The organism is Paenibacillus foliorum (genome assembly GCF_013141765.1).
In the GTDB taxonomy this organism is placed as follows: domain Bacteria; phylum Bacillota; class Bacilli; order Paenibacillales; family NBRC-103111; genus Paenibacillus_S; species Paenibacillus_S foliorum.
In genome coordinates, this window is the sequence record NZ_WHOD01000051.1 from 22,608 (window position 1) to 48,385 (window position 25,778).

Annotated in this window: 28 protein-coding genes and 11 tRNA genes; 7 read left to right on the forward strand and 32 right to left on the reverse strand. The window is 45.0% G+C overall.

The genetic code is table 11. The annotated features are described in order from the left end of the window. Positions 1–34: 34 nt before the first annotated feature. Positions 35–322, reverse strand: a complete 288-nt coding sequence (locus GC093_RS11795; protein WP_171652082.1) for a hypothetical protein — start codon at positions 320–322, stop codon at positions 35–37. Between the two features lie 131 nt (positions 323–453). Beyond that, a complete protein-coding gene (locus tag GC093_RS11800; RefSeq protein ID WP_312886509.1) occupies positions 454–993 on the reverse strand; it encodes an ABC transporter substrate-binding protein in 540 nt (179 codons plus the stop codon). A gap of 177 nt (positions 994–1,170) precedes the next feature. Between GC093_RS11800 and GC093_RS11805 the strand changes: the two genes are divergently transcribed. Beyond that, positions 1,171–1,785, forward strand: a complete 615-nt coding sequence (locus GC093_RS11805; protein WP_171652083.1) for a TetR/AcrR family transcriptional regulator — start codon at positions 1,171–1,173, stop codon at positions 1,783–1,785. Here the strand turns inward: GC093_RS11805 and GC093_RS11810 are convergent. From GC093_RS11810 to GC093_RS11855, 10 genes are all read right to left on the reverse strand, one after another. Continuing rightward, complete coding sequence (locus GC093_RS11810; protein WP_171652084.1) at positions 1,763–2,419, reverse strand: response regulator transcription factor; 657 nt, start codon at positions 2,417–2,419, stop codon at positions 1,763–1,765. The two genes, GC093_RS11805 and GC093_RS11810, sit on opposite strands and share 23 nt — an antisense overlap. Then, positions 2,391–3,470, reverse strand: coding sequence for a HAMP domain-containing sensor histidine kinase (locus GC093_RS11815; protein WP_171652085.1), 1,080 nt, complete (start codon positions 3,468–3,470; stop codon positions 2,391–2,393). Before GC093_RS11815 ends, GC093_RS11810 begins: the two co-directional genes overlap by 29 nt. Before the next feature lie 84 nt (positions 3,471–3,554). Continuing rightward, on the reverse strand, positions 3,555–4,229 hold the full coding sequence (gene liaF / locus GC093_RS11820; RefSeq protein ID WP_171652086.1) for a cell wall-active antibiotics response protein LiaF: 675 nt from the start codon (positions 4,227–4,229) through the stop codon (positions 3,555–3,557). A 415-nt stretch (positions 4,230–4,644) separates the two neighbouring features. Beyond that, positions 4,645–5,352, reverse strand: coding sequence for a PspA/IM30 family protein (locus GC093_RS11825; RefSeq protein WP_171652087.1), 708 nt, complete (start codon positions 5,350–5,352; stop codon positions 4,645–4,647). Between the two features lie 3 nt (positions 5,353–5,355). Beyond that, positions 5,356–5,877, reverse strand: coding sequence for a PspC domain-containing protein (locus tag GC093_RS11830; protein ID WP_171652088.1), 522 nt, complete (start codon positions 5,875–5,877; stop codon positions 5,356–5,358). Next, entirely contained in the window at positions 5,877–6,563 is a 687-nt protein-coding gene (locus GC093_RS11835; protein ID WP_171652089.1) for a PspA/IM30 family protein, read from the reverse strand. Before GC093_RS11835 ends, GC093_RS11830 begins: the two co-directional genes overlap by 1 nt. Positions 6,564–6,633: 70 nt before the next feature. Beyond that, entirely contained in the window at positions 6,634–6,933 is a 300-nt protein-coding gene (locus GC093_RS11840; protein ID WP_171652090.1) for a LiaF transmembrane domain-containing protein, read from the reverse strand. Between the two features lie 325 nt (positions 6,934–7,258). Next, a complete protein-coding gene (locus tag GC093_RS11845; RefSeq protein WP_171652091.1) occupies positions 7,259–8,461 on the reverse strand; it encodes a GNAT family N-acetyltransferase in 1,203 nt (400 codons plus the stop codon). Positions 8,462–8,646: 185 nt separating this feature from the next. Next, on the reverse strand, positions 8,647–9,588 hold the full coding sequence (locus GC093_RS11850) for an anti-sigma factor (protein ID WP_171652092.1): 942 nt from the start codon (positions 9,586–9,588) through the stop codon (positions 8,647–8,649). Further along, the gene (locus GC093_RS11855; RefSeq protein ID WP_171652093.1) at positions 9,581–10,153 is read right to left on the reverse strand and encodes an RNA polymerase sigma factor; all 573 of its coding nucleotides are present in this window, start codon (positions 10,151–10,153) and stop codon (positions 9,581–9,583) included. The genes GC093_RS11850 and GC093_RS11855 overlap by 8 nt, the downstream gene beginning before the upstream one ends. Positions 10,154–10,641: 488 nt before the next feature. Here GC093_RS11855 and GC093_RS11860 point away from each other — a divergent pair, with 488 nt between their 5' ends. Continuing rightward, complete coding sequence (locus tag GC093_RS11860; protein ID WP_171652094.1) at positions 10,642–11,844, forward strand: C40 family peptidase; 1,203 nt, start codon at positions 10,642–10,644, stop codon at positions 11,842–11,844. 410 nt (positions 11,845–12,254) lie between these two features. Next, positions 12,255–12,344 (forward strand): YjcZ family sporulation protein, encoded by a 90-nt coding sequence (locus GC093_RS35895; protein ID WP_246314073.1) that lies wholly within the window; start codon positions 12,255–12,257, stop codon positions 12,342–12,344. Between the two features lie 75 nt (positions 12,345–12,419). On the opposite strand, the gene GC093_RS11865 is transcribed toward GC093_RS35895, so the two are convergent. The 7 genes from GC093_RS11865 to GC093_RS11895 all read right to left on the reverse strand — a co-directional run bounded on the left by GC093_RS11865 (position 12,420) and on the right by GC093_RS11895 (position 19,323). Continuing rightward, positions 12,420–13,667, reverse strand: coding sequence for a molybdopterin molybdotransferase MoeA (locus GC093_RS11865; RefSeq protein WP_171652095.1), 1,248 nt, complete (start codon positions 13,665–13,667; stop codon positions 12,420–12,422). A 6-nt stretch (positions 13,668–13,673) separates the two neighbouring features. Then, positions 13,674–14,678 carry a GTP 3',8-cyclase MoaA gene (moaA, locus tag GC093_RS11870; protein ID WP_171652096.1) on the reverse strand — a complete coding sequence of 335 codons (1,005 nt, stop codon included), beginning with the start codon at positions 14,676–14,678 and terminating at the stop codon, positions 13,674–13,676. Between the two features lie 184 nt (positions 14,679–14,862). Beyond that, positions 14,863–15,495 (reverse strand): molybdenum cofactor guanylyltransferase, encoded by a 633-nt coding sequence (mobA, locus tag GC093_RS11875; RefSeq protein ID WP_171652097.1) that lies wholly within the window; start codon positions 15,493–15,495, stop codon positions 14,863–14,865. Positions 15,496–15,525: 30 nt separating this feature from the next. Further along, positions 15,526–16,137, reverse strand: coding sequence for an MOSC domain-containing protein (locus tag GC093_RS11880; protein ID WP_171652109.1), 612 nt, complete (start codon positions 16,135–16,137; stop codon positions 15,526–15,528). A 122-nt stretch (positions 16,138–16,259) separates the two neighbouring features. Further along, positions 16,260–17,576, reverse strand: a complete 1,317-nt coding sequence (locus GC093_RS11885; RefSeq protein WP_171652098.1) for a molybdopterin-dependent oxidoreductase — start codon at positions 17,574–17,576, stop codon at positions 16,260–16,262. Between the two features lie 264 nt (positions 17,577–17,840). Beyond that, the gene (locus GC093_RS11890) at positions 17,841–18,641 is read right to left on the reverse strand and encodes a pyruvate, water dikinase regulatory protein (protein WP_171652099.1); all 801 of its coding nucleotides are present in this window, start codon (positions 18,639–18,641) and stop codon (positions 17,841–17,843) included. Between the two features lie 55 nt (positions 18,642–18,696). Continuing rightward, entirely contained in the window at positions 18,697–19,323 is a 627-nt protein-coding gene (locus tag GC093_RS11895; protein WP_171652100.1) for a helix-turn-helix transcriptional regulator, read from the reverse strand. A gap of 264 nt (positions 19,324–19,587) precedes the next feature. Here GC093_RS11895 and glpX point away from each other — a divergent pair, with 264 nt between their 5' ends. Then, entirely contained in the window at positions 19,588–20,556 is a 969-nt protein-coding gene (gene glpX, locus GC093_RS11900; RefSeq protein WP_171652101.1) for a class II fructose-bisphosphatase, read from the forward strand. A 173-nt stretch (positions 20,557–20,729) separates the two neighbouring features. Here glpX and GC093_RS11905 read toward each other — a convergent pair whose 3' ends face one another. Beyond that, positions 20,730–21,065, reverse strand: a complete 336-nt coding sequence (locus GC093_RS11905; protein ID WP_171652102.1) for an SANT/Myb-like DNA-binding domain-containing protein — start codon at positions 21,063–21,065, stop codon at positions 20,730–20,732. A gap of 218 nt (positions 21,066–21,283) precedes the next feature. Between GC093_RS11905 and GC093_RS11910 the strand changes: the two genes are divergently transcribed. Together GC093_RS11910 and GC093_RS11915 are read left to right on the forward strand one after the other, a co-directional pair. Continuing rightward, positions 21,284–22,330, forward strand: coding sequence for a polysaccharide deacetylase family protein (locus tag GC093_RS11910; protein ID WP_246314081.1), 1,047 nt, complete (start codon positions 21,284–21,286; stop codon positions 22,328–22,330). 75 nt (positions 22,331–22,405) lie between these two features. After that, positions 22,406–22,630, forward strand: coding sequence for a hypothetical protein (locus GC093_RS11915; protein ID WP_171652103.1), 225 nt, complete (start codon positions 22,406–22,408; stop codon positions 22,628–22,630). A 56-nt stretch (positions 22,631–22,686) separates the two neighbouring features. On the opposite strand, the gene GC093_RS11920 is transcribed toward GC093_RS11915, so the two are convergent. Further along, a complete protein-coding gene (locus tag GC093_RS11920; RefSeq protein WP_171652104.1) occupies positions 22,687–23,562 on the reverse strand; it encodes an SDR family oxidoreductase in 876 nt (291 codons plus the stop codon). A gap of 137 nt (positions 23,563–23,699) precedes the next feature. On the opposite strand from GC093_RS11920, the gene GC093_RS11925 reads away from it, so the two are divergent. Continuing rightward, complete coding sequence (locus GC093_RS11925; RefSeq protein ID WP_171652105.1) at positions 23,700–24,659, forward strand: helix-turn-helix transcriptional regulator; 960 nt, start codon at positions 23,700–23,702, stop codon at positions 24,657–24,659. Between the two features lie 100 nt (positions 24,660–24,759). Here GC093_RS11925 and GC093_RS11930 read toward each other — a convergent pair. The 11 genes from GC093_RS11930 to GC093_RS11980 all read right to left on the reverse strand — a co-directional run bounded on the left by GC093_RS11930 (position 24,760) and on the right by GC093_RS11980 (position 25,764). Beyond that, positions 24,760–24,838: transfer RNA gene (locus GC093_RS11930), tRNA-Leu, on the reverse strand. Between the two features lie 27 nt (positions 24,839–24,865). Beyond that, positions 24,866–24,942, reverse strand: a tRNA-Arg gene (locus GC093_RS11935). Between the two features lie 18 nt (positions 24,943–24,960). Further along, positions 24,961–25,049 (reverse strand) — tRNA-Leu (locus GC093_RS11940). 14 nt (positions 25,050–25,063) lie between these two features. After that, a tRNA-Cys gene (locus GC093_RS11945) sits at positions 25,064–25,137 on the reverse strand. 8 nt (positions 25,138–25,145) lie between these two features. Further along, a tRNA-Gly gene (locus GC093_RS11950) sits at positions 25,146–25,220 on the reverse strand. A 13-nt stretch (positions 25,221–25,233) separates the two neighbouring features. Beyond that, a tRNA-Gln gene (locus GC093_RS11955) sits at positions 25,234–25,305 on the reverse strand. Between the two features lie 15 nt (positions 25,306–25,320). Continuing rightward, positions 25,321–25,396: transfer RNA gene (locus tag GC093_RS11960), tRNA-His, on the reverse strand. A gap of 14 nt (positions 25,397–25,410) precedes the next feature. Then, positions 25,411–25,484 (reverse strand) — tRNA-Trp (locus GC093_RS11965). 10 nt (positions 25,485–25,494) lie between these two features. Further along, a tRNA-Tyr gene (locus GC093_RS11970) sits at positions 25,495–25,579 on the reverse strand. Between the two features lie 21 nt (positions 25,580–25,600). After that, a tRNA-Thr gene (locus GC093_RS11975) sits at positions 25,601–25,676 on the reverse strand. A 12-nt stretch (positions 25,677–25,688) separates the two neighbouring features. Continuing rightward, a tRNA-Phe gene (locus GC093_RS11980) sits at positions 25,689–25,764 on the reverse strand. Positions 25,765–25,778: the final 14 nt, after the last annotated feature.

Genomic DNA, 25,778 nt, shown 5'->3' on the forward strand with positions numbered 1-25,778 from the left:
GAACACCGGCGCGTCTTTTTGGGCATTTTATGCTCTAGACAAGTCTTTCCAACTCACTCTTACGTAATTCCAGTGCTTGCTGTAGCGCAGCATGCTTAGCCTTAGCTCTCCTCACATCATCTGAGGCATTAAACCAGTCATTCTGCATATATAGAGCCAAAAGTGCTTGTTCAGCAGCCCTCTTGGCCTGATTGCCATCCATCAACAAATAAAAAGCAACTTGATAGCAATAGCTTTCATATTGGCGGAGGAACTCCACCTTTTCATCAGGCGTTAACGGATTAGACTCCGTGCATTTAACGGCTTCGGCACTTGCGGCCATCACGCCACCTCCTAAGTACATTCCGTGAAGAAATTTTGCATCGTAAACGTAAGCTTTTCAGGGGTAAATTTACAGCACATCTTTTCTCCCTACTATATAGACGATACAACCCCTTATTTTCTTTCACTTTTTCAAAAAAAAATAAAAAAACGCCGCCCCAATACTGGGAACAACGTCTTATTTTCGCCACATTTCTGGTTTACTAGCCGAGCTTCTGCCGCCTTGGCCATAATTTTTAATGATTCCTCCAGATTCTTTTTCCAATAGTCCAACGCATCGAACCATGCATTCATAATCTTTTTTACATCCTCAGGACGGCTCTTAGTAAATTCTACTTTAAAAACTAATAAATCGGGTATGAGTCCCGGTGTATCTTTAGATGAAAACAGCAGCTTTCCTTTACCTTCTTCAATCGCTTTACTCAAGAATGGCTCCCAAAGCAAAGCAGCATCCAAATTACCGGCAATAAAAGCAGGATCTGCGTCATTCACCGTCATGTTCACATAGTTAACATCCTTCTCTTTCAATCCAGACTTGCTTAGAGCAGTCAACATCAATAAATGATCGACAGTTCCTAGCTCCGTCGCCACTTTCTTCCCCTTTAAATCCTGCAAAGACTGAATCCCTGGCTTCACGACAATACCGTCGCCTCCAAATGAGTTATCGTTCACCAATACAGCCTTCAGCGGAATATTTTTGCTCTTTCAACACGTCATGTTATATTACACGATTCATATAATTAAATAAATTTACCTAAAAATATATTGTAAAACACGTCATTAATGTTATCATATATAACATTAACTAACATTTGTTATATCTGAAATCATTGGGGGAGGCACTCTACCATGACAGCAGCAGCTATAAAGGCAGCAGCATTGAATCATTTTGCACGAAACGGTTACGAAGGTACTCCTTTATCCGACATTGCCAAAGAAGTAGGCATCAAAACCCCGTCACTCTATGCTCACTTCAGAAGCAAAGAGGAGCTGTTCATGAAGCTATTCGAGGATGTCCTGCTGGAGCAGTCATGCCGAACTCAGCAGCTGATCGATTCCTTAAACAATTACTCAGTGGAACAAACACTGTTCCGAATATTGCAGGATTCCTGTGACAATTACTTATTAAGTGAAGAGAAAATTACGTTCATAAAGAGAGTTATGCTGTTTCCGCCCGCTTTCTTACAGGAGCAAATCCACCGAAAATTTCTTGAAACCGAGAGTACTCTAACTGATTCACTACAAAAGATTTTTACAGAAGGGATTCGTAAAGGAACTATTAAAGAAGAGCCTATCGAGGATTTGGTTGCGTCCTATTTATGCTTGATGGACGGAAGCTTTCTACAATTATTTTATTACGGTAAGGAGTATTTTGAGAGCCGATTGCAGAGCATTTGGCGGATCTACTGGGACGGCATCACCGCCGTTGCTACTGCTTCTGTTACTCGACCAAGCCATTCTTAAATGCGTAAATTGCCGCCTGTGTGCGATCCTCTACACCCAGCTTAGCCAAGATGTTGGTCACATGAAATTTCACCGTTTTTATTCCAATAAACAAATCGTCCGCAACATCTTGGTTCGATTTACCAGAAGCAATCAGTCGCAGTACCTCCATCTCACGATCCGTCAAATCCTCATGCGCCGGAGCTACAAGCTTGGGTTGACGGAAACGGTTCATAATTTTCGAAGCAACCTGCGACTCGAGGATCGACTGCCCTTTTACCGCTGCACGAATAGCCGATGCAATTTCTGCGGCACGTGAAGTTTTGAGCAAATAACTGAAAGCCCCCGCTTCAATGACCGGATACATTTTTTCATCATCCAAAAAGCTGGTTAGCACAATAACCTTACAATCCGGGTACAGCTGCAGCAGACGGCGTGTTGTTTCAATCCCGTCCATCCCTTCCATAACCAGGTCCATCAATACAACATGCGGCTTATATTCCTGTGCAAGGCGTATGCCATCGACTCCATTACTAGCCTCGCCCACTACCTCAATATCGTCTTCCGTACTCAATACAGCAGCCAAACCAATCCGCACCATCTCATGATCATCCACCAGCAGCACTTTAATCGCTGTCTCGTTCTCCAACTTCATCTCCCCCTTTTGTCATAATAGGTACGCGTATATCAATCCGTGTGCCTTTACCTGGAGCAGTAATTAGGTTTAACGATCCGCCAATCTCGTTGACCCGCTCTTTCATTGTGACTATGCCATAGGAAGAGTGTTTTTTGACATCCAGTTCGAAGCCCACCCCATCATCACGAATGAGCAATCGAATGGAATCCGCAGACGGCTGCAGCAGCTTAACTTCTAATTTAGTCGCCTTGGAATGACGGAGAGCATTAGACATTGCTTCCTGTACAATACGGAATAAATGATCCTCAATCCCCTTGGGCAGTTGAATATCTTCAGCGAGCTCCCATGTAATTTCCATCGGTACCTTAGCCATTAATTCTTGCAGCAGCTCCACCAAGCCTTCAGATAACCGCTTACCCTCAAGATGGACAGGTCTCAAATGCAGCAATAACGCACGCATTTCCGACTGGGCTACAGATGCCATTTCCTCAATGAGATGAATCTGCCGCTGGGCTTTATCAAAATCCTTATCGAGAGTCCGACCGACGGCCGTTGCTGTCATTGAAATAGCGAACAACTGCTGACTCACCGCATCATGCAGTTCTCTAGCCAGACGCTGCCGCTCCTCCACAATCGCTGAATATTTAGCTTTTTGCGCTAATTGTGCGTTATTACTGGACAATCGCTGCAATGATGTAACCTGCTCTTCCCATTTCTTCGTAATGCCGTTGAGCTGTTCACCAAGCCGGCCTATCTCGTCTTCGCCCAGAGGCGGTACCGTGCGGCTCAGATTCCCTTTTTCCAGAGAAAGCATGGCCTCTCGAAGCTGCTCCAGCCTCCGTCTTATTTTGCTACTGTACCATAGACCATATGTACCACCCATTATCACCACTATAATTATCAAGGTCAGACTTAGCTTTACGCCTTCCTGCCAAGAATCGAATTGCTTAATATAGCCATTGGAGTGCAAGAAGTACACAATAACGCCAAACAAAACAAGGCTGAGCCCCATCGACTCAACCATGCTCTGCCATATCATATTGGTCAGACGTTTATCATGCCTTTCCATTGACTCCGTACCTCCCGCCACCCTACTTATAGAGGTTGTTCCAAATAGTCACCCTATTGAACACGCACTTATAGGTTAAACAAGCTACACAATTTTTATATCAATATCTGCTATGATGTAAGAAATCATAAGCTTTACTTGATTGTCCGCAGTTTCATAGTTGGCTGACTGCCATATCGTTTTGTTCAAAATGCCTGATTCTTTATTCGGACCCACATCCGATTCACCAAACACAACCGAAGAAACGACAGACACCCCCATATCCTCGGGTACAATAATATCTACATCAGCGATTACGCCCTGCAGCACGAGTGTCGTTTCCCTCTGCTCCGGAATTGCGTAGGTTAGGTCAATCTGCAGCTCCCCAATGACATTCCATATTGAGCTGTTCCTCAGGATCCATGGTTCCTTGCCCCACTTGATGCTTTCAATAAGACTTTTCTTAACATAGCTTTCATTGCGGTGCAGTTGTTTCGAGCGAATATAGAAAAATCCAAGCGATATAAGTATGACGGCAATTAGCAGTGAAATGTTACCGCCCATCAAAATAACAGCCCCTATGCCGATTAAGACATAGCCTTTACGCGGAGAGGCTGAACGCAGTTTATTTATTCCTACAAAAATAAGCACAAGGGCCAGCACGGTAAAAAAGCCCCAATGATTGTTCGCAAGCAAGAAAATGCCTACTCCTATCAAAATGAGCGCCACATTGCGGTTGTGGTTTCGATTACGGTTACGGTTCCCATAAAACTTTTTCATCCGTGCTGCCTCCTTTCTTGTGCGAATTCTGGTGGTGTGGCTGGAAGAATGTTTGATAGGAAGCCCTGTGAATTGTTATTCATCTAATAGTTTCTTCTGGTAAGGGATGATACTACACCGCTGTTGAAATTCAAGTTGCCATTTAATTGACCTTGCGGTAGCAACTTAATTTCAAAGGCGGACGTAAACTTTCCGTATCATTCCCTTATCCCTCCGTAACCGGATGAATAAAAATTCACAAAAACAAAGGCAATCAAACAATCTCCAGATAGTTGTTGTAGTTAGAGAGAAAAGCCATAGCGGCGAAGAAACGGCCCTATGGCTTTAAGCCTTAACTAGCATATCACAATTTGAATCTTCCTCAAAGAGGATTTTCCCTCTCCCAAATGAGACTGCTCTCTAAACGAACTGCTTATTATTGAGATTGCTCAGCGCTCATTTTCTCCTTCAGCAATTGCAATTGATCATCGACCTTTTGCTGTTTCGCCGCATCAGCTGCTTGGTAACCTGTTGTCGCTGTATAGCCGCCTGTTGGATAGGAGCCACTCACATAAGGCTTACCTGCGATTTCGGCTTCAACCTCCAGCGTTACAATTTTTTCTTCCATGCGACGGAAGCCTTTAGCTGCATTGCCACCTTCGATAACATTGCTGGCTGTCACCTCAGCCATTTGACGTTTTGCTCTTGCCAATTGTGCACGAGAGATAAGCTCACTGCGCTTATTGCGCATTTGATAGAACGCATCCTTCATCTCATGCAGCTGCTCAACCAATCCTTCAGCCTGTATCTTGGATTGCTCATGTGCTTCTGTATACTCTGCGATTTTGGCTTCGTAATGAAGCTTTTGCTCCAATGCTTGGCGTGCCGTTGCCTCTTGTCCATTCTTCAACGCTTGTTTAGCCTGCTCCTCACGTTGTGCGGTCAAACGAATCGCTTCTTCAAGACGCTCCTTCACCTTGCGCTCATTAGCAATCTGACGGGCAACTGTAACCTCTGCTTGCGCAATCTCTTCCTCCATATCGCGCAAATATTGGTTCAGCATAACGATAGGGTCCTCAACTTTATCCAATACCTCGTGAATCGATGCTTTAGTCATATCTTTAATTCTGGAAAATACGCCCATGGTTTACACTTCTCCTTTTGTTTGTTGGTTTTTTTCATAACTAGCTACTTTTGCGCGAAGCTCTTCTATTTCTCTCCACATAGCTTTTTTCTCTATATCTTTCATTTTATCGTCAAAGTCGGTATCTGCTTGTCCTTGCCCTTGTCTTTGCTGTCCTTCGAAGGGATTATACTGAGCCTCATATTCGCGGCGATCACCGTATTGGTATTTTTGCGAGCCGCAGTGACGCTTTTTGCCGCCCCATTGTTTTCCCCATTGCTGCCAAGCTCCATCACCATTCCATGCGCCTTGCCCGTGGCCTCCTTCGAAGCCGTAGCCCGGACCAAAGGGCCCACCTGTAAAAGGCTCTTTAGGAATAACAATTACTGCTAAGAAGTAAAGAGGGATAACAACGCCTCCGGAGAAGAATGCCGAGATTACAAGCAGCAAGCGAATCCATGTTGAATCGATGCCAAATACCTCGGCCAATCCGCCACTTAGGCCGGTTATCATACGGTCACTGCGTGAACGGTATAACTTCTTCATTATCGCATCCAGCCTTCCTGTTCTAGTTTTGATTTAAGCTTTGCCATCTCATGATCCAGAATCTGCGCAGCGGCATTACCTGCCGATACTACAGCTTCTTTACCATACGAACGGACTTCACGCAGAGTGCGTGCCGATAGCTCCATGTCAGCGACCCGCTCCTCGAGTCGGTCGAACATCCGCGGCGGAGTACCGCCGGGACCACCGCCCATACCGCGCATCCGCTCGTTCATGCGCTGCTGCAGCCGCAAGCTTTCGAGCCGCGCAATGTAGTAGCTGCGCTTCGATGCGACTTCATCGAAGTCGGCCTTCAGCTGCTGCACTTGCTGCTCAAGCTCGACAATGCCAAGCTTGCTCTGCTCGTACAGCGTCTTATACTGGGCGCTGCGTTCTTCCTGCTGCAGCTTCTCATGAAGTGCGATGCGAGCCATCTCTTCCTCGCCAGCCTTTAACGCAACTAACGCTTGCTGCTCGCGGCGCTCTTTGAGCTGTGTTGCGGAGATGTAGGTCTGTCTCAGCGTCGCTGCATGTGACAGGCATTGCTGCAACAGCCGCTCTGATTCGCGGATTTGATCCGCTTGGGCTCCTAAGTATTTATCTATCAAACGAACCGGATCTTCCGATTGCTCCAGCATCTCATTGAAGCTTGCTACTGTAATATCCCTAAACCTCTTACCTAAGCTCATGCTCTAACCACCTTTTCTCCAATTTCCTCTAACACTCTTGCCCATATTCTTTCACCATGTAACTTTCAAATTAATAAACGTTTGACTTTTTCTTAAGTAGCGAAAATCCGTAGATGATCAACCCAATTGCTAAGACAATCGCGATCAAGCCAGATAATTTAACCATCAGGGTCAAACCACCAATTGCTATTAAGATGAATCCGATAAAGGATTTACCATTCTTCAATCCCAACCAACCAAGGCCGATCATAGCAACCGGGAATAAATAACCCATCAAGTGTCCGGTATGGACGCCAAATTTATTTAACAGTATCAATGCGCCTAACAAAATGAGTAGCAGCGCCAAGCCGATATGCCGATTCATTTTCATTTATGTATTCACCGCCTTTCGTTGTAATGTCGTTTGCTTATGTTCTTATTCTAGGGTTTTTGAGACTTTTTCAAAACGGACCTGCGGCGGTTTTTGCACCTAGACCAAAGTCGGGGAACAAATGCGACCTAAGGCTACTCTTCATTTCGGAACCACCCAAGTCCCTCAGCAGCGTCGGCGGTAATGCATGAACTTGGTTTCAAATCGTCATAATATGAAGGGAATAGCTATAAAAAAGAAAAACCCCCATCTGCTTTATCAGCAGTGAGGGTAGCTCTAATCTATACAAAAGCTCGGAAAGAGAATTTTGGAATCATTTTATTACCTAGAAAAAATCAGGCAAATAAGTTGCACGCTCTGGAATAAGTGCCTCCAAGTAATTGGCCCCTTCTTTACCTTTCAACCGCTCAATCTGATTCATAAAGGAAGGACGCTGGTAGCCCATAAACATGGCTGTCAATGTAGAAATATCACAAGCTAGGTCACAAGCAGCCTCATCGTTAGAATCTTTGGCTAGCAGCTCCGCAGCTTCAACACGGGCGTTCCCATCAGCAGCTACCTCAATGACAAACAAACCATTGTTCCAGCTTGCATGAGCATCGGTCACACGCAATGTCAAACGACCCCCGTTCCCTGCTCCATCTTTCTCGAAAGGAAACTGCTCCATAAATCGCTTTACATCTACAATACGCGCCATAAAATAAGGAATAATCTCCTGCTTAATTCGTGGATTATCTAGAACAAATGGCAGCTTATCATCACTTGGTGCCTTTAAAGTCACCTTATCAATCATGGAATCATGATCGGCGATAAAACGCCATAATCCTTTCGTCGCTTCCCAATTTAACGAAACTAACTCATGAATTTGACACACACTATCCTTCACTTGATAGTGAACATAACCGCTAGCCCTGCCCTCAGTATCGTAATAAACAGCCGCAGAGCCTTTCCTATTGGCAAAAATACGCTGTTTCCACCATACCTCATCTCGATCAAGGGTTCCATTGTATTGCGATGCATACTCGCTATAAATACTGTTTAAAAGTTCAATATCCTCACCAACCCGAACTACATGTCCCGGTTGTGGAGGCAGCTTGGGCAGAAGAGCTGTAGGAATCTCATATTTCTTTGTTTCCGTATAAGTTTCCCAACCGAATCTACGGTAAAATGCGAACTGAAAGGGATGCAAGAATGATAGCGTCTGTCCCTGTTCTTTCATCACATGCAGTGCGTTTTGCAGCAATCCTGATACTAGCCCGCCTCGACGGTATTCCGGCCAAGTAGCAACACCGGCAATCCCACCCATTGCCCATCGCTTGCCGTACAACCATGTATGCAGGTCGAGAATCGTGAGACGAGCAGCCAGCTTGCCATCAACGTAAGCGCCCCAATTTTCTGTTTCTTTATATTGTAACCGTCTTTCCTCCTGCTTTTCTAATGAAAGCTCATACTGGAATGCAAATTGAGATAATGCAAGACTGTCAGATAGTTTTTCTGTTGGAATACGTTGAATATTGAGCTCTTTCATAGTTTCCCCTCCGACATCATTATGTGATTATGATTGGATAGCAGTAAACAAAGTGTCATTTTCCTTCGAATTCTCCTCATGCTGTACACTTGGATAAGCTACAACTCACTCCCACTATTTTACATCAAATTCAGAAGCTTCACGTATGTTAATTTTGGTGTTTATTCAACAGCAATATGTAAGTATTATTTTTTCAAGCCGGCAGTCAGCACTATTGTACCTCTAGGCTTTTCACCATGCGCATCCGGCTCAAGTGTAACGGCTACTGAATCATAATCCTTAGGTTCGAAGGTACAGTAAATAGCCCCTATTCCATTCTGTGAGTAGAACGTACCCGCATTTATAGGCTGATTGTCTTTTATTAACCACACCTGAAAAGCTTCTTCCTGCTTGAGTTGCGGCAGATCCTCAGCTTGTACGATCATATGCGTTCCTTTGGCATCCATAGCCATAATCGCCTTACCTTTAGAAACCAAGTCCTCCGCTGTAGAATTCAGACTCACAATCTGGTTCACCTTTAACGCTTCAGCCGGTTTATTAATTGCAATTAAATCCGATGCTGCTTTGGACAGTTCTGATTCCGTTCTAGTAAGCTCCTCATGCGCATCGTGCAGCTCCATCCGCAGCTTTCCCACCCGTTCATTAAGCTGATAGGCATACACCCCCAAGCCAATAATCACAATCGCAAGTCCTGCACACCCCCAACGCCAGTAAGCAGATCTACGAGCAGATCGCTCGGTTTGTACGGCACGCCTGCTGAGCTCAGTCGAGTTTGAAGCCTTTTTCACAGCATTCCTGTCGCTTTGATCAACCTTCCTACCTGGTGAAGCGAATCTGCCTGGCAACTCGTTTTCCACACCAAACTCTGACATAGCCCCCAGCTTTTTAACAGCACCTACGCCTAATAAAGATCCAAGCACTCTGTCACGCATCCCCTCCGGGATCGGAGTAGGATCGGAAGCCATTGGCAGTAAGTCAACAACCTGCTTGAGCTCAATCAATTGATTGCGGCATAATGCACATTGGGTCAAATGATACTCAAACGCTACCTTCTCATGCTCTTCCAACCCACCCAAGGCATGCATTTCCAGCCACTCACACATCGTTTCATCAGGTCTGCTACTCATCGCCAATCTCTCTCCTCCCCACATTACGCAACCGCTGCTGGAGCTGCCTCACTGCAAATCTCGTCCTTGCTTTCACCGTTCCGAGCAGCATGGAATGCCGTTCTGCGACCTCATGCTGTGTATAGCCTTGATAATATATCCACTCTACAACCTGCTTGTGGTCCTTGTTTAATCCTTCTACAGCTGTTTTTATCTGCTCACCGATCCCTGCAAACCCCGCTTCCGTATTAACCTTCTCTGCCGCGACATTTTGGCATAGCTCTGGATCCTCCGTAAGCGGGGTTCGGCATCTTTTCTTCCTCAGCAAATCAATAGATATATTACGTGTCAGCATGTGCATCCAACTGGTCAGCTTACCCTCATTACAATCAAATCGCTCGTTCGCATTCCAAATTCTCAAAAATAATTCCAGTACAATTTCCTCTGCCATCCTAGCATCTCCGACCATCCGGTAAGCAAAAACATATACAGACCTTTCGTACTCGTTATAAAGCTTTTTTAAAGCTTCTTCATCTCGGGCCTGAATAAGTGCCATTACTTGTTGATCAGATAAAACTTCATTCATGAAGGATCTCCTTTCTGTATGCTCCCTGCAGTTCTAACTTCGCCAAAAGCGGGCGCTTGCGGATTAGATTGATAACAAATAGGTTCCCGCTCAGACATCCAAAACCAAGGGCTCGCGTTTCACAAGTCTAAACCGTTACCATTTGTAAAATACTAGAGCCTCGAAGGGGACATACATTTAGGTTAGAAAGCTCACATGTTTTTTCTCTTAGTTTCATGACCGGATCTATCTTCGCTGGTGCCATTGTAACCCAGTTTAACGGAAAATTCCATGATTCGTAAGCAATGGTGATACCACCAAAAGTAGGGATATAATCCAAAATACCTAGAAAACAAACTTAGCATCTGGGATTTGTAAAAAATTGCTTATAAAATTCTAAAAATAGCTATGTTATGATCAGAACAAGAGGTAGATTGTGAGATTAAAGGAAAGTTTTTATACCTTATTCAGACAGCGTGCATACATCCTAGATTTGGAGGAAATACCCTATGAAAAAGAAGCTGCTTGCCCTGCTTATCTGCTCTGCTATTACTCTATCCACCGTTCCCTATCATGCTTTGGCCTATACGGTCGACGTACAAAAAGTTAAGATTGTCCAATCCGTTAACTTCCGCGCTGAGCCCTCAACATCAGGAGCACGCATACGCTACTTACAGCCAGGTGAGCTGCTTGATATTGTCAGCACTCCGAGCAGTAATTGGCTGCAAGTAAGAGATTCCAAAGGAACCGTAGGCTATGTCTCATCATCTCCCACCTACATACAATTGACAACCGTAAACGTAACCCCAGAACCAAATGGAGAAATTCTAAGCTCGGTTTCCTTTCGTACAGGACCTTCAACCGATGCATCTCGCATCCGTTTTCTACAGAAGGGCGAACCCGTCTGGGTACTTGAAAAAGTAAACAGCTACTGGTACAAAGTTGGTGACAAAAATAATGTGATCGGCTATGTCAGCACAGGCTCCCAATATATCGCCACCACCTATGGAGTGATAGAAGAGCCAATAGAAGACTTGTTCCCGTCACCTCCTAATGCAACAATCGTCAGCTCCGTTTCCTTCCGAACAGGACCTGATACGAATGCAGGCCGAATCCGTTATCTGCCGAAAGGTGAAGAGGTGCTTGTACTCGATAAGCCCAATGAATACTGGTACAACATTCAAGACAAAAATGGCGTCTCCGGGTTCGTCAGCACTAGCAGTAAATACATTACAACTACTTACGTGGAGCCCTATAAGCAAATGAATCCGACTGTTGCCGCTCAAAAGGCCATTGATGCAGGGATGAAATATTTGGGCACGCCTTATGAATTCGGCTCCAGCCGCAGTGACACCTCAACCTTCGATTGCTCCGACTTTGTTCGGCAATCCTATTTGGATGGCATCGGACAGCTGCTTCCTGGAGACTCCCGAAGCCAATCCGCTTATGTAAAAGCTGTAGGCAAGACTAGCTCCGATTGGAATAAATTAAAGAAGGGTGATCTGCTGTTCTTTATGTCTTATAAAGGTTACTCAGCGTCCAGCTACAGCGGGATCAACAAATCCACAGAAACCGTCACCCATGTAGGCATCTATTTAGGGGATGGTAAAATGCTTCACACGTACTCACAAGAATCCGGCGGTGTCCGTGTCGACTCCATAGCCGGCACACAGTGGGAGCTCCGTTTCCTTCACGGCGGCTCCACTTATTAATTAAACTCTTTTAATTTTCTCTTTTGGTTTTCTTGTGGTTCTCTCTTGGATCTAGCCCCTGCTCTTAAATGTCGAGGCTCGATTTAGAGCCTCGCATCCCTCTACTCCCCACACTTAAAGGGGAGTGGTCTTGGTCTTAGTCCGCTGATCGATCAGCCGGGCGAAGGGCTCAGTGAGTTTCGGAGAAACGGAGTGGTCGCCTTTGTCCATTTGTTGTTACCTTGGTTTCATACTAATGAAAACAACAAATGGACAACAGCGATCGGAGAAACTTACTGAAGCCCGCAGCCCGGCTATTTCGATCAACAAGTCAGCCATCCGCCCGTTTAACCCCTCTACAGGCATAAGTCCAATCAGCTTTAACCCTCTCCACATATAGTATGATATGCCTTCTGAAAGGGGGATTTACAATGAGCTGTGTTGGCGGATTCCATACATCTACAGGTGTGATCCTTGTATTATTTATCTTGTTAGTTATCGTTTCTCGTGCTTTCATCTAATTGGTATCCTGTTCAACTAACAAAAACCCCCGGTCAAGCGTATTCGCTTAACGGGGGGTTTTTCCATTTCTCACTTTAATGCTCCGGCTCCTTCAGTAAAATAACGCGAACCGATTCTCCCTCAGCTGCTCCTCTGCCCCCTGCTGGAATGCAGATAAGGCAGTCAGCATCCTTTATTGATACCATGACACTCGATTTATCTTTACCGGCAGGCTTTACGAAAACCTTACCATCGTTTATAGAAACCTTACCTCTTACATAGCGAGGATAAGCGGAGCCTTTGGAATAATCCGTCTGCAGACACCCGCTAATTTCCTTATGGATCATAGCTGAGTAACCGAGTAGAGCCCGCATATAAGGACGGACGAACAGCTCAAACCCGACATAACTAGCCCCTGGATTGCCTGATAAGGCGAATAGCAGCTTATTCCTCCATATGCCGACAGAAGTAGGACTGCCAGGCCGCATAGCCACTTTGTTAAACAGCAGCCGGCCATCCCATCGCTCAAACAGATCTACCAACACATCCTTATCACCGACAGAAACACCGCCTGTGGTTATGATGAAGTCTACCTGCTCCATTATATTCAGCAGCGCTGCCTCTACATACTCAGGCTCATCCGGCAACACCGGCATTATGAGCGGAATACCACCAGCCTCTTGAACCTGACAGGCCAACATATAGCTGTTGCTGTTGCGAATTTTCCCATTCTCCAGTGGTCGTCCGACCTCTAACAGCTCCGACCCGGTGGAAAATATGGCAACCCGCGGCTTTCGAAACACCCGCACCCTCTCATATCCAAAGGTAGCAAGCAGCGCAGCTTCTCCCGGGCCTATCAACCGGCCCGACTGCAGCAGCAGTTCATTTTCCTGCATCTCATGACCTATGGGAGTAATATTCTCTCCCTTATCCATACGCTTGCGAATACATACTTCCCTAGCTGAAGCTTCGGTCATTTCCAACATAATGACAGCGTTAGCAGCAGCTGGAACAACTGCTCCCGTCATAATACGCGCTGCTTGTCCCCGCTCCACCTGCATGGCAGGAATCACCCCGCATGGTATCGTTTCGGTTACCTCCAAAGTAACTGCATGATCAGGCGATGCTAGATGGCTGTCCTCTGCATGAATTGCATAGCCATCGACTCCAGAACGGCGAAAATGAGGAACTGGATGACTTGAGCATACCGGCTCCGCTAACCTTCGCCCAAAGCTTTCCTCAAGCGGTACTTCCTCTGGCTCTTGGAGACGCACATGATGAAGGACCGCTTGTTGCGCGTCCTCTACCTTAACCAGCTTACGCTGAAATCTATAACCCGACACGTTGCTTTATCCCCCGATCTGTGACATTCTCCGCAGTGTGGGCATATGGCTTTGCTGCTCACTGAGCAATGCTTTGGCCATTTCATGGCTCTCTGGTTTAACGTCCAGCGCTTTAAGAAACAAATCGGCCAATGCCTGATCATTGCCGATATAAGTCCTCACATTAAACTCATCCGACCAATAAAGACACGGCTTAATGTTCCCATCCGCTGTCAATCGAAGGCGATTACAGGTTTGGCAAAAGTGGTCACTGACAGGATGAATCAGCCCAAATGAGCCAAGTGCTCCTTCAATCCGGAAATTTTTCGATGGGCCGTTGCCATAAACCTCTCCTGATGGATTCACCGACCAGCTGCGCTCCACACAACGGTCCATTACCGTACTTAATGGCACATATTTGCTTTTCCAACTAGCATCATCATGACCGATTGGCATATATTCGATAAACCGCACCTGAACCTTACGGTCAATAGTCATTTGTAAGAAATCATCGATCTCATCATCATTAACGCCCTTCATCAGCACCACATTAAGCTTGATCGGATCTAACCCGACACGATATGCTGCTTCTATACTATCCAGAACCCGTTTAATGTCTCCGCCTCGCGTGATGAGTGAGAAGCGGTCAGCACGCAGGGAATCCAAGCTAATATTAATCCGAGTCAATCCGGCTGCACGCAGCTTTTCAGCACGCCCAGCAAAATATATTCCGTTCGTTGTCAAAGCTATATCTTCAATACCCGGAATGGAGGATAATCGACCTATCAATTGTTCCAAGTTTTTTCTCACGAGTGGCTCACCGCCGGTAATACGCAGCTTACGAACTCCAAGCCCTGCTAATACTCGCACTACTTCATAGATCTCATCGAAGCTTAGCATGTTCTCCTCAGGCTCGAACTCCATACCTTCTTCAGGCATGCAGTAAACACAGCGCAGGTTGCAGCGATCTGTGACGGATATCCTCAAATAATCATGAACTCTTCCGTATCGATCCGTTAATATGGCTGACATAACCGACACCTCCGATTCCCTGTTCAATCGCTTCTAGTTTGTTTTGCAGCAATCACACATTGAGATCTCTCTATTATTTCATACTTCACTGAAAAAAAATAGGTGCATGTCAACATTCCTCACATAAAATTTTGAAGATGTTCTGTTCAAAATTCAGAGAAATTAATTTTCTTCAAATCGAAACTTACGATCGCTCCAATCTATTGAACTCCTCGGGAGTATTCACATTTTCAGCGAAGTTCAATGGTACGCCCTTTTCCATGAAAAATGAATCCTCAGCCTTAATATATTCCAAACGCTCCAACAGTCCCATCACCCTGTACTGCTCTGCAGCCAGTAGTTCATCAATTGCACTTTGACATCTTCTATGGTAGATAGCATGAAGTGGCTGTAGTCTGCTCTTAAGCTGAGGTATCGCAGCATCATAACCTTCTTCGCCACGGCTTCGCCTCAGCTTCAGCAGCATCTCAGCGGCGACGGAGGAAATGAATGGCATATCGCATGCAACCACCCATAGTTCATCATAATAGGCGGCTGCCATTGCCGCTTGCACCCCCGCCAGTGGCCCATTCCCTGGCTGATGATCGCGGATAATACGCACATTTGCCTGAGACCATGATAGCTGTTGTTCAAACATAGCGGGTTCATTAGTGATAATAAGAATTTCATTGCAAATTGTGCTCAGCACAGCCAACTGTCGTTCTATGAACAACTCCCCATTTATGCTTAGCAATGCCTTCATCTTACCGCCCATTCTCCGATTGCTACCGCCGGCTAATATTACACCAGTGATCGGCGGGCCCCCCCTATAATCCACCAAGTTACCTCCATTCGTCGTTAACGCCTTTTACTCGCTCTTTAATCGTTTCTCGAACGACTTTCTCCAGCTATCCGCCAAAGCTTCTACAGCAAGTAAGGTGTGAATGCCTGCTAGATCTGTTTTATCATGATACTTCAGTCTATTAGCTTCCGCAGCGGTAATCGCCAAAGCATGACGCTCAATCAACCGAATATCATCTCCTGCTGAAACGGTCCCTTCCTTCAGTACACGGAAATAGTAGCCGGTAAAGCCAGTATCCTGCACTTGCTCTGGTAGCTCCGGCATCTTGTGCTTCCATCCCAGCTTAAAACATGGCTGCCGTGGCTGACTGACTTGAACAACCGCTTCCCCAACCGCAAATATATCCCCAATATGGATATCCGACTCCAATAGCCCAGTAACTGTAAAGTTTTCGCCAAACGCTCCGTAGGAAAGCTTGCGCTGCAGCTTATCTTCCCAATACGAATAATGCTCTTCACAATACACACAGACCGCTTTATCCTCTCCGCCGTGGTTGATCATATCTCCCTGCCCATCGCCTTCCAGTTGAGAGAATGACAACATCAAACTTCTGTTTACAGGCTCTTTAAAAATTCCGGTCTCCAGAAGCTTTCCTTTGTAATCTATCGTAACTGGCATACTGATATTGAGTGAAATCAAATTCAAAATTTATCGTCCTTTCTTTGGGTTATCGCCATCTGTAGCACGCTGAATGCTGCACTTCCAATAATTTCGCAGATTTATCAATATGACACCCCCTGCTAAGTAAGCCGTTTCCCTGGAACCCACGCATCGTTATCGTAGCCTCGAACTTCCCAATAACCCATATGCTCTTCTTCTATTAACTCTATCGCTTGCAACCATTTAACTGATTTATAAGCGTACATCTTCGGAACGACCAGCCTTACCGGACCACCCAATTGCTGGGGAAGCGGTTTGCCATCCATCAACACTGCAACCATGACATCCTCCAGCCGCGCCTGCTCCAAAGATAAGCAATCCGTATACACCTTATCACCGGAATACATTTTCGCATACCGAGCCTTGCTCTTTACACCGGCTATTTTGAGCAGCTCCGATAACGGAATGCCTTCCCAGGTCAAGCTATAAACCGACCACCCAGTTACACAGTGAAAATCACTTACCTGGACCTTACGAGGCAGCTTCAATAGCTCCTCCCAGCTCCACGAAACCGGCTTATCAACCAAACCGGATATAACGAACTGCCAGTTCTCGCTCGAAAATGACGGAATATCAGTTACCGTATAAATCCTAAACTCACCCTTACCCCCACCGCCAATAGGAGGATTAGATTCTGCAAGCGCTATAGGTGCTGGAACCATATGGTTGCCATCATTTCCAACCAGCTTCTCCAGCTCATCACCGCCTGTATCCGAGACCGATTTCATCCAACGGTAAAATGCGGGTCCCACTCCAAATACTAGCACAAGTCCAGCAATCAATCGCAGAAAATTTGCTCGTGAAATAGGGGATTTTTTCAAGTACTCTACAAAAGCTTGAGGAGCCATCTTCCCTTCAGCTTCGGTCCCTGATGCTGCTGCAATCCGCTTTTCCAATTCCGCAGACGCTTGAGCTGCTGCTGCCTTTTTCTCTTGAGAACGCATGGCTTTCAACCACCTGCTGCGAGAGATCGAATGATATACAGCATAAGGAATACCAATCCACGTAAACAAATCGTGCAGTATCAGCGATATGTTGCTCCAAATGGGAGGAAGGCTGCGAAATTGCCATAAAATAAGCCCCGTTATACTCCAACCAACCAGCAGTCCCAGTACAATGATCAAATTCCATCGTTGGCTAAGCTTATTTCTAATTTGCTTCCAGTGCTTGGGTATTAGTGGTACATACAGAGCTATAAGCAGAATTGACACGAAACCAATGACAATATGCGCTTGCTTCATAATGACACGAAACGCTCCCAAATCTCCCCGAATTGAAGGGATATAGAGGATAATTCCCGTTACTGTAAGGAGAACTATAATCCAAGCATTCCATGCATGCAGCTTAGATAGCTTTTTACCGTACGATTCCTTCAGCCAGCCTCTCCATGAATCCATCCTCACACCGCCTCTACCCTATTTGTTCTTCTAATTACACAAACGTCTCTATCCTTTAACTCTCACCCGTGTTCGTTCCCTCTTTTATTAAGTATACGTATAAATCAAGCCCTTTGGTTGCATTCAAATCTTCTTATCACAAAAAAAGTTTTGCAATATCAGAATTACTCAACTCCGCTGAAAACTTATAAATTCTGATATTATAAAAAAAAGCACGAGGCGTCCTATCGGCAGCCCATGCTCTATCTTATATATAAGAAAGGGTCACAAATAACCCATAATGATACCAGCAGTTTCCTCAATCGCTTTATCAGTCACATTAATAACAGGACAGCCCACCTGATTCATCAGCTTTTGCGCGTAGTCCAGTTCCTCCATAATCCTTTCCATAGCCGCATACTTAGCACCGAACGGTAAACCAACTGCCTTCAACCGTTCCGTTCTAATTTTTAATAGCTTGTCCGGATCCATAGTAAGACCGACAATTCGCGAGCCCGCTAGCAAGAAAAGCTCCTTTGGCGGCTTCACTTCAGGCACAAGCGGCAGATTCGTTACTTTTAACCCTTTATGGGCCAAAAAAATACTAAGCGGAGTCTTCGATGTCCTAGATACTCCAATCAGGACAATTTCAGCTTTCAGCAATGCACTAGTATCACGTCCATCATCACACTTGACCGCAAATTCAATGGCTTCAACACGTTTAAAATAATCCTCATCCATCTCATGCTGCAGACCAGGCTTACGCTTAGGCGAATCATTGAATGTGTCGATAAATGCCTGCATCATAGGCCCCATGATGTCCACAGCCCGAACTCCCAAACGAATTGCTTCCTCACGCATCATTTCGCGAAGCTCCGGCTGAACAAGCGTATAAGCAACAAAGCCGCCACGACTCGCAGCTGATTCCATGATTGTTCGAATTTCATCTTCGTGCTTAATATGACCGATACGCTTTGTTTTCACCTGATGTGCGTCAAATTGCCGGATCGTAGCTTTTACAACCGCCTCGGCAGTTTCCCCTACGGAATCTGAGCAAATGGTAATCTCATAATGCTGATCTTTCATCCGTTCATGCTCCTTCTTTCATGGTTGTTAATTTCGCAAAAAAACGCTGCCGTGTTTAAGGTTCTGTAGCTAACTCTAACAATATTTGTGTCATTGTCGTCTTACTCACGCGCCCTACTACTTCCCAACGGCTGCGGCCTGGACTGGACTCACTTTGAGAACGAATAACAACCGGCAAGCTATCTACCTGATGGTGCATCATTTTACGGGCTGCATCTATAACCAATTCCTCGGACTCAACATGAATCACATTCGGTTCCCGTGTCATAACCATACTGACAGGCATTGCCGCTGCTGCAGTGTTACCGAGTGTAAATTTCAGCAAATCTTTTCTGGAAATGACACCAGACAAACAGCTTTCTTCATCGACTACAATTAAACTTCCTACGTCTTCCATAAAAAGGGACACAACGGCATCATGAACCGAAGATGTTTCCTTGACAATGACTGGCATGGATTGAACTTCTTTCACTTTTAACGCCTTAAGTCTGCGGGATGCCTGACTTCCCGATGATATTTCCGAGCCTGGTGTATATCCCACCTTTGGCTTTGCATCCACATATCCGAGCATAACCAGCAAAGCGAGGTCTGATCGCAGCGTTGGTCTACTTAAACCAAGCATCTCGGCAATCTGCTCTCCGGTGATCGGCGCATGCAATTTAACCAGTTCTACAATATGCAATTGACGAGTTGTCAGTTCGATGACCGAAACCTCCCTGTCACAAATCTTAACTTATTTGTACTCATAACCTATATTGTATCAAAAAAAGTGTTTTATTTGTATAAATAATAGGTTACATTGATATATGAGGCACTATATATCTAAAAAATACACAAATATACCTTCTTTAATCCCTATTTGTTGCGCTCTTTATATGAAATAATTATACTATAGTTTAAATGATGTGTAACTTATATTTTAATTAATGGTCAGGGAGGACTTATCATGGAAAGAGAATTAGCATTAGAGCTTGTTAGAGTCACCGAATTAGCCGCTTTGTCTGCAGCCCAATGGATGGGACGTGGAGATAAAAATCAAGCCGATGGAGCCGCAACAACAGCTATGCGTACTATGTTTGATTCCGTATCGGTTCAAGGTACTGTCGTTATAGGTGAAGGAGAGATGGATGAGGCTCCAATGCTTTATATCGGAGAACAGGTTGGTAATGGTCAAGGACCGGAGGTAGACATTGCTGTAGACCCGTTGGAGGGTACAGATCTCGTTGCTAAGGGTTTGAATAACGCATTAGCCGTCATCGCTATGGCGAATAAAGGCTGCCTCCTTCATGCCCCTGATATGTATATGGCCAAGCTTGCTGTAGGTCCCGCCTTGACTGGAAAACTGCAGCTTGATGACCCTCTCGAAGTGACTTTACAGAAAGCTGCCCAGCATCTGGATAAGCCTTTAAGCAATTTAACCGTCATGATTCTAGATCGGGAACGTCATCAAGAGCATATCCAGACACTCCGACGTGTAGGCGTGCGTATTAAACTACTAAGCGATGGAGATGTAGCTGGAGCCATGGCCCCCGCTTTATCGGAATCAGGTATTGACCTATATGTAGGATCAGGAGGAGCGCCGGAAGGTGTGTTAGCCGCTGCAGCTTTGCGCTGCTTAGGTGGCGAATTACTTGGACGTCTGATGCCGTCTAATGAAGAAGAGCTTGAACGATGCCGTCAAATGGGATTAACCGACCCCTTAAAACTGCTAACAATGGAAGATATGATAGGTACTCAAGATGTATTTTTTGCAGCCACAGGAATAACACCTGGTGAATTTTTAGGTGGGGTTCAATATTTAGGAAATCAGCGTGCAGAGACACATTCCATTGTCATGAGAGCGAAAACAAAAACAGTTCGTTTCATACGCACGATTCATTACCTTCCTAACAAACCTTTACTAAGTGATCTGTAGGCTTTTGGCTTCGATCTGCTTTCATCGGATTTTGTCCAATCTTTTCAGTTCCCGAAATTGGACTTCCTAAGCATTCATTGTACATCTATCTATAATTTAAGCATCCCCATGATAACCGTCGGCTACTATCATCATTGACGTCATCATGGGGATGGTAATTTACCTTTTAAATTTCAAGAATTACAATACGCGTCCCGAAAAGCCCTCAATAACTGATCCATATCCGGCTTAGCGCCTGTTTCATTTACTTTAGTTTTAACCAAATGCAGGTATTTGTAGAAGCTCACCATGACGGGAGAAGATTCCTCTCCTTTAGAAATTGAGATCATCCCGATACTTTTTTTTATTCCTCGTTCCCTTTTAACTTCTAGTCTATATGCCCGATCTTTAATCGTTTTAATACTTCGATTCGGGAGGTGCATAAGGATCTCTTCTATATCCCCTGAAGGATAATATTTCTTTATAAACTCATCTTCCCACGAACTCCAACCCTTTTTCTTTAATTCCACAAAGCTCTTCCTTTCAAACAAAATAGATCTACGAATTGGGAAAAACGACCTGATGTATCTTGTATGTATACTATTTCATTATATAACAAATGTATTAAGGAAATTCGGCTTTAAATGTTAAGTAACTATTAGCTAAACCCAATTCCGGATTTAACGGATAATCTCGTCTCCGTACACGAAGACTAATAGCATCTATCGTGAGAAGAGGAGTCGTTTTTATGAAACCATTTTCCTGTTTACATGCATTTTTTTCGCTTATTATGCTAGGGTTTGCCCTCATGGGCTGCTCTAACCAACCACAGACACCATTGAAACAGCAGCAACTCCACAATCAGACACCTTCCCTACAGGTGGAAAATTCCGATTCAACTCTCGAAACCACCGAGTCTAAGTCAACTGCCCCGCCTCCATTAGTCCGATTTCCAGAATGGCCTATTCCTGGGACCCCTCCTGTTGATAATGACCAATCGAGAGCTCAAGCTCAACCCGAACAAGCTGCACCCCAGCCTGAACCAGTACAACCGCCTGCACCTCAAGCGAAGCAATCCGTCAAACGAGAAAAACCTGCTCATACGGCCAACTCCCAGCAAAACAACCGTGGAAAGCGCCTAACTTTATCTCAATTGATCAAAAAATATCCGGACCTCCTTCTACTCAAAGGCTCCTCAGATACCAAAAAAATAGCGCTAACCTTTGATGATGCACCGGATACACAATTTACTCCGCAGGTATTAGATGTTTTGAAAAAGTATAACGTCAAAGCGACTTTTTTTATCGTAGGTCGTCTTGCCGAGAAGCATCCTGATATTGTCAAAAGAATGGTCAAAGAGGGCCATATTATTGGCAATCACACTTACAATCACTCACTACTTACCAAGCTCTCAGATGATCAGTTCCATTCTCAAATTAATAAAACGCAAAAAATACTAAAAAACATAATCGGTTACACTCCAAGACTGCTTCGCCCTCCCTATGGAGAAATCTCAGAGAACCAATTGCTGTGGGCCTCCGAGCATCATTTGACTGTTGTTAACTGGAATGTTGATTCTTTGGATTGGAAACAGTTGAGCCAGCAGCAAGTAACCACTAATATTTTAACAAATGCCAAAGCCGGAGCCATCATCCTTCAGCATTCCGGGGGCGGTCCTAATCAAGACTTATCAGGAACCGTTAACGCACTTCCCACCATTATTGAGTCCTTACGATCCAAAGGCTATCAACTGGTTACATTGCCAGATTTGTTACATGTGTCCAAGCAGCTTTAGCAGTTACATAAAATAGTTCCAAATCGCTCAAACTAAATCTTGTCCATCAATCATCGTGAGGAGGATCCCGCTTTTATGAGTCATCTAACAGAAATCATTGACAACCACAATAATTTAGATGGCGTATTTTCCATAGTTAAGCATTATGGAGTAAGCGCTGAATTCGTTACCGATGCCTTAGTGCAGCGATTTGAACAAATTCAAAAAAATGACGACGAATCTGAAGACAATACCCAAGAAGAAAAAGCCTATTGCGATGAAATCTTAAATACTTTGAATCAATACTACGCTCGGCTATAAGAAAATAAATAGCGCAGGTTTTCCCTTAGGGAATCCTGCGCTATTATCCATTTTAATTATTTATAAAACCCTTGCTCCTCAGCATACCTTCCCCAGTGAGGACGTCTCCCATCCACGTCATTAAATCCATATTCGTCCGATAAGCCCCAAGTGGTCGTAATCATTCCGTTTTTATTGCCTATTGCTGGATCAGCTGCCAAAGCAGCAACTGCCTTACCAATATAAAATGGAGTCTCCGACATTATAAAATGAGGATCTTTCTTCGCTGCATCCTGCCAGTTAGCTTCTGTTACCCCAAAATAATCCAGCATGGCCTCTGATCGGAGAAAACCGGGACTCAAAGAGAGCGCAGTAACATTATAAGGCCGAAGCTCCTCAGACATGGCCGCAGCAAGATGTATCACTGATATTTTGGCAAGGCTGTAATACAAATTTCCACGGTACCGATAATCGAAGCCATCGGTTATCTCAATAATCAATCCTTTTTTCTTCTCTACCATCAAGGGGGCTCCATAATAACTTGTGATCATATGCGATTGAACGGCCTGCTGCTGGATCAGAAGTCCGTCGGACAAGGAATGCTCCCAGAAGGTTTGCCCCCACTCTGTTAACGAATCTCCACCCCATATATCGTTAACTAGCAGATCCAGGTTTCCGTCTTGTTCTTGCTTTACGCGTTCAAAAAAATGCTTCACCTCATCCTCAACTGTATGATCCACACGAACAGGAATACCTTTTCCCCCTCGTGCCGTCACCATCTCTGCGGTTTCTTCAATAGTTTCCCCTCTTCCCATACTGGATGGATTACCTCTTACACTTCTTCCTGTCACATATACGGTTGCGCCTGCTTCACCTAACATTATCGCAATCCCTCTACCTGCACCTCTTGTTCCACCTGCAACAACGGCAACTTTTCCGACTAAAGATCCCATGATGTTGATATCTCTCCTTAGTAGTAGCTATGTGCTCATTTCAATTTTAATTATACAGAGGCATATATGTCATCCACTGTCTTATTTATATGGTAGACTAAAAGAATAACCAGCCTGCAAAGAAGGAGAACGACAAGATGCGTGCAGAACGTCTGCTAACTCTCTTATTATGCCTACAGCATCATGGAAAAATGACTACCCGCCAGCTAGCTGAAAAGGTTGAAGTGTCTGAACGCACGATTGCTAGAGATATGGAGGCTCTCAGCGCAGCAGGAATACCTGTTTTTGCATTTAGAGGAGCTCTTGGGGGTTGGAGTTTATCTGAAGGCTACCGTACGAATCTAACAGGCCTGAAAATAGAAGAAATACAGTCTTTACTTCTTATGAATCCATCAGGTATTATGAACGATTTAGGATTACAGAACAATTTTGACAATGCATTTCTTAAGCTATTCGCCTCATTGCCTCCTGCTTTACAGCGGGATGCGGAGTTTATGAGAGATCGTATCCACGTGGATGGCGCTGGCTGGCATCAATCTCAAGAAGCGTTTCCTTATCTAGGTATTATTCAAGAAGCAATATGGAACGAAAAGAAACTTATTATCGATTATCCAAAGGATACAACAATCTCAGAAAGACTAGTTGATCCATTAGGACTCGTTGCAAAAGCAACCATCTGGTATTTAGTCGCTCTTACCAATGGCGAGATGCGTTCCTACCGGATATCTCGAATTCATAGAGCACAGCTTACAGACGATTCTTTTACGCGTCCTAATGACTTCCAGCTTGCCGCCTATTGGGAGCAATCCACTCAAGCATTTCGAACCACATTACCTTACTATCCTGCTGTAATCAAAATTCAAGAGCAGCTCCTGCCACGACTCCATCAAGCGAGATATGTAAAGGTAAAATCAACCTCCCCTACAGCTAATTCAGGATGGTTAGTCGCAGCTGTAGACTTCCATACTATTGAATCGGCCTGTGACATCATCTTAAGTTATAGTCCTTACTTAAAGGTAGAAGAACCTCACGAACTTCAGCTTGCTGTTATATCAAGACTACAAGCTTCCCTTGCCTTGTATGATAGTGGTTTTTAAAAGTTTCTCCGTACAAAGCGGATTTATCAGCCACTTTTTCAAAAGCAAAAAAAAACTGTCTTCACAGAATTCCTTCTGTAAAAACAGCTTTTTTGTTTGATGCCGGTGAAGGGACTCGAACCCCCACGGTTTCCCTCGCGATTTTGAGTCGCGCGCGTCTGCCATTCCGCCACACCGGCTTATTATTGTGTTTCTTAAAGCATAAATGGCGCGCCCTGAGAGATTCGAACTCCCGGCCTTTTGATTCGTAGTCAAACGCTCTATCCAGCTGAGCTAAGGGCGCAATTTATGAAATAAAACTTGGTGCCGAAGACCAGACTTGAACTGGTACGGTAGTCACCTACCGCAGGATTTTAAGTCCTGTGCGTCTGCCGATTCCGCCACTCCGGCGAGTGAGATAAAAATGGAGGCACCACCCAGAATCGAACTGGGGATAGAGCTTTTGCAGAGCTCTGCCTTACCGCTTGGCTATGGCGCCGTAATTTATGGAGCGGAAGACGGGAATCGAACCCGCGACCCTCGCCTTGGCAAGGCGATGCTCTACCGCTGAGCCACTTCCGCATAATTGTAATAACTGGGGATCTAGGATTCGAACCTAGGCATGACGGAGTCAAAGTCCGTTGCCTTACCGCTTGGCTAATCCCCATTACATAAAGAATAATGGGGCGATCGATGGGACTTGAACCCACGAATGCTGGAGCCACAGACCAGTGCGTTAACCCCTTCGCCACGACCGCCACGGTTTGAATAATGGCAGGGGCAGCAGGAATTGAACCCACACCAAAGGTTTTGGAGACCTTTGTTCTACCTTTAAACTATGCCCCTAGGAAAAATATGGTGGAGGCTGATGGATTCGAACCACCGAACTCGATGAGAGCAGATTTACAGTCTGCCGTGTTTAGCCACTTCACTAAGCCTCCATATTAAGTTAAACAAAAGCATGGTGCCGTCGAGAGGACTTGAACCCCCAACCTACTGATTACAAGTCAGTTGCTCTACCAGTTGAGCTACAACGGCATATTGTGAAAATGGTGGCTCGGAACGGAATCGAACCGCCGACACGAGGATTTTCAGTCCTCTGCTCTACCGACTGAGCTACCGAGCCTCTTTAAATTTGGG

Coding starts and splice junctions, on each gene's coding strand:
- GC093_RS11795 (WP_171652082.1), bottom strand. CDS start 322: ATGGCCGCAAGTGCCGAAGCCGTTAAATGCACGGAGTCTAATCCGTTA.
- GC093_RS11805 (WP_171652083.1), top strand. CDS start 1,171: ATGACAGCAGCAGCTATAAAGGCAGCAGCATTGAATCATTTTGCACGA.
- GC093_RS11810 (WP_171652084.1), bottom strand. CDS start 2,419: ATGAAGTTGGAGAACGAGACAGCGATTAAAGTGCTGCTGGTGGATGAT.
- GC093_RS11815 (WP_171652085.1), bottom strand. CDS start 3,470: ATGGAAAGGCATGATAAACGTCTGACCAATATGATATGGCAGAGCATG.
- liaF (WP_171652086.1), bottom strand. CDS start 4,229: ATGAAAAAGTTTTATGGGAACCGTAACCGTAATCGAAACCACAACCGC.
- GC093_RS11825 (WP_171652087.1), bottom strand. CDS start 5,352: ATGGGCGTATTTTCCAGAATTAAAGATATGACTAAAGCATCGATTCAC.
- GC093_RS11830 (WP_171652088.1), bottom strand. CDS start 5,877: ATGAAGAAGTTATACCGTTCACGCAGTGACCGTATGATAACCGGCCTA.
- GC093_RS11835 (WP_171652089.1), bottom strand. CDS start 6,563: ATGAGCTTAGGTAAGAGGTTTAGGGATATTACAGTAGCAAGCTTCAAT.
- GC093_RS11840 (WP_171652090.1), bottom strand. CDS start 6,933: ATGAAAATGAATCGGCATATCGGCTTGGCGCTGCTACTCATTTTGTTA.
- GC093_RS11845 (WP_171652091.1), bottom strand. CDS start 8,461: ATGAAAGAGCTCAATATTCAACGTATTCCAACAGAAAAACTATCTGAC.
- GC093_RS11850 (WP_171652092.1), bottom strand. CDS start 9,588: ATGAGTAGCAGACCTGATGAAACGATGTGTGAGTGGCTGGAAATGCAT.
- GC093_RS11855 (WP_171652093.1), bottom strand. CDS start 10,153: ATGAATGAAGTTTTATCTGATCAACAAGTAATGGCACTTATTCAGGCC.
- GC093_RS11860 (WP_171652094.1), top strand. CDS start 10,642: ATGAAAAAGAAGCTGCTTGCCCTGCTTATCTGCTCTGCTATTACTCTA.
- GC093_RS35895 (WP_246314073.1), top strand. CDS start 12,255: ATGAGCTGTGTTGGCGGATTCCATACATCTACAGGTGTGATCCTTGTA.
- moaA (WP_171652096.1), bottom strand. CDS start 14,678: ATGTCAGCCATATTAACGGATCGATACGGAAGAGTTCATGATTATTTG.
- GC093_RS11880 (WP_171652109.1), bottom strand. CDS start 16,137: ATGCCAGTTACGATAGATTACAAAGGAAAGCTTCTGGAGACCGGAATT.
- GC093_RS11885 (WP_171652098.1), bottom strand. CDS start 17,576: ATGGATTCATGGAGAGGCTGGCTGAAGGAATCGTACGGTAAAAAGCTA.
- GC093_RS11890 (WP_171652099.1), bottom strand. CDS start 18,641: ATGAAAGATCAGCATTATGAGATTACCATTTGCTCAGATTCCGTAGGG.
- glpX (WP_171652101.1), top strand. CDS start 19,588: ATGGAAAGAGAATTAGCATTAGAGCTTGTTAGAGTCACCGAATTAGCC.
- GC093_RS11910 (WP_246314081.1), top strand. CDS start 21,284: ATGAAACCATTTTCCTGTTTACATGCATTTTTTTCGCTTATTATGCTA.
- GC093_RS11915 (WP_171652103.1), top strand. CDS start 22,406: ATGAGTCATCTAACAGAAATCATTGACAACCACAATAATTTAGATGGC.
- GC093_RS11920 (WP_171652104.1), bottom strand. CDS start 23,562: ATGGGATCTTTAGTCGGAAAAGTTGCCGTTGTTGCAGGTGGAACAAGA.
- GC093_RS11925 (WP_171652105.1), top strand. CDS start 23,700: ATGCGTGCAGAACGTCTGCTAACTCTCTTATTATGCCTACAGCATCAT.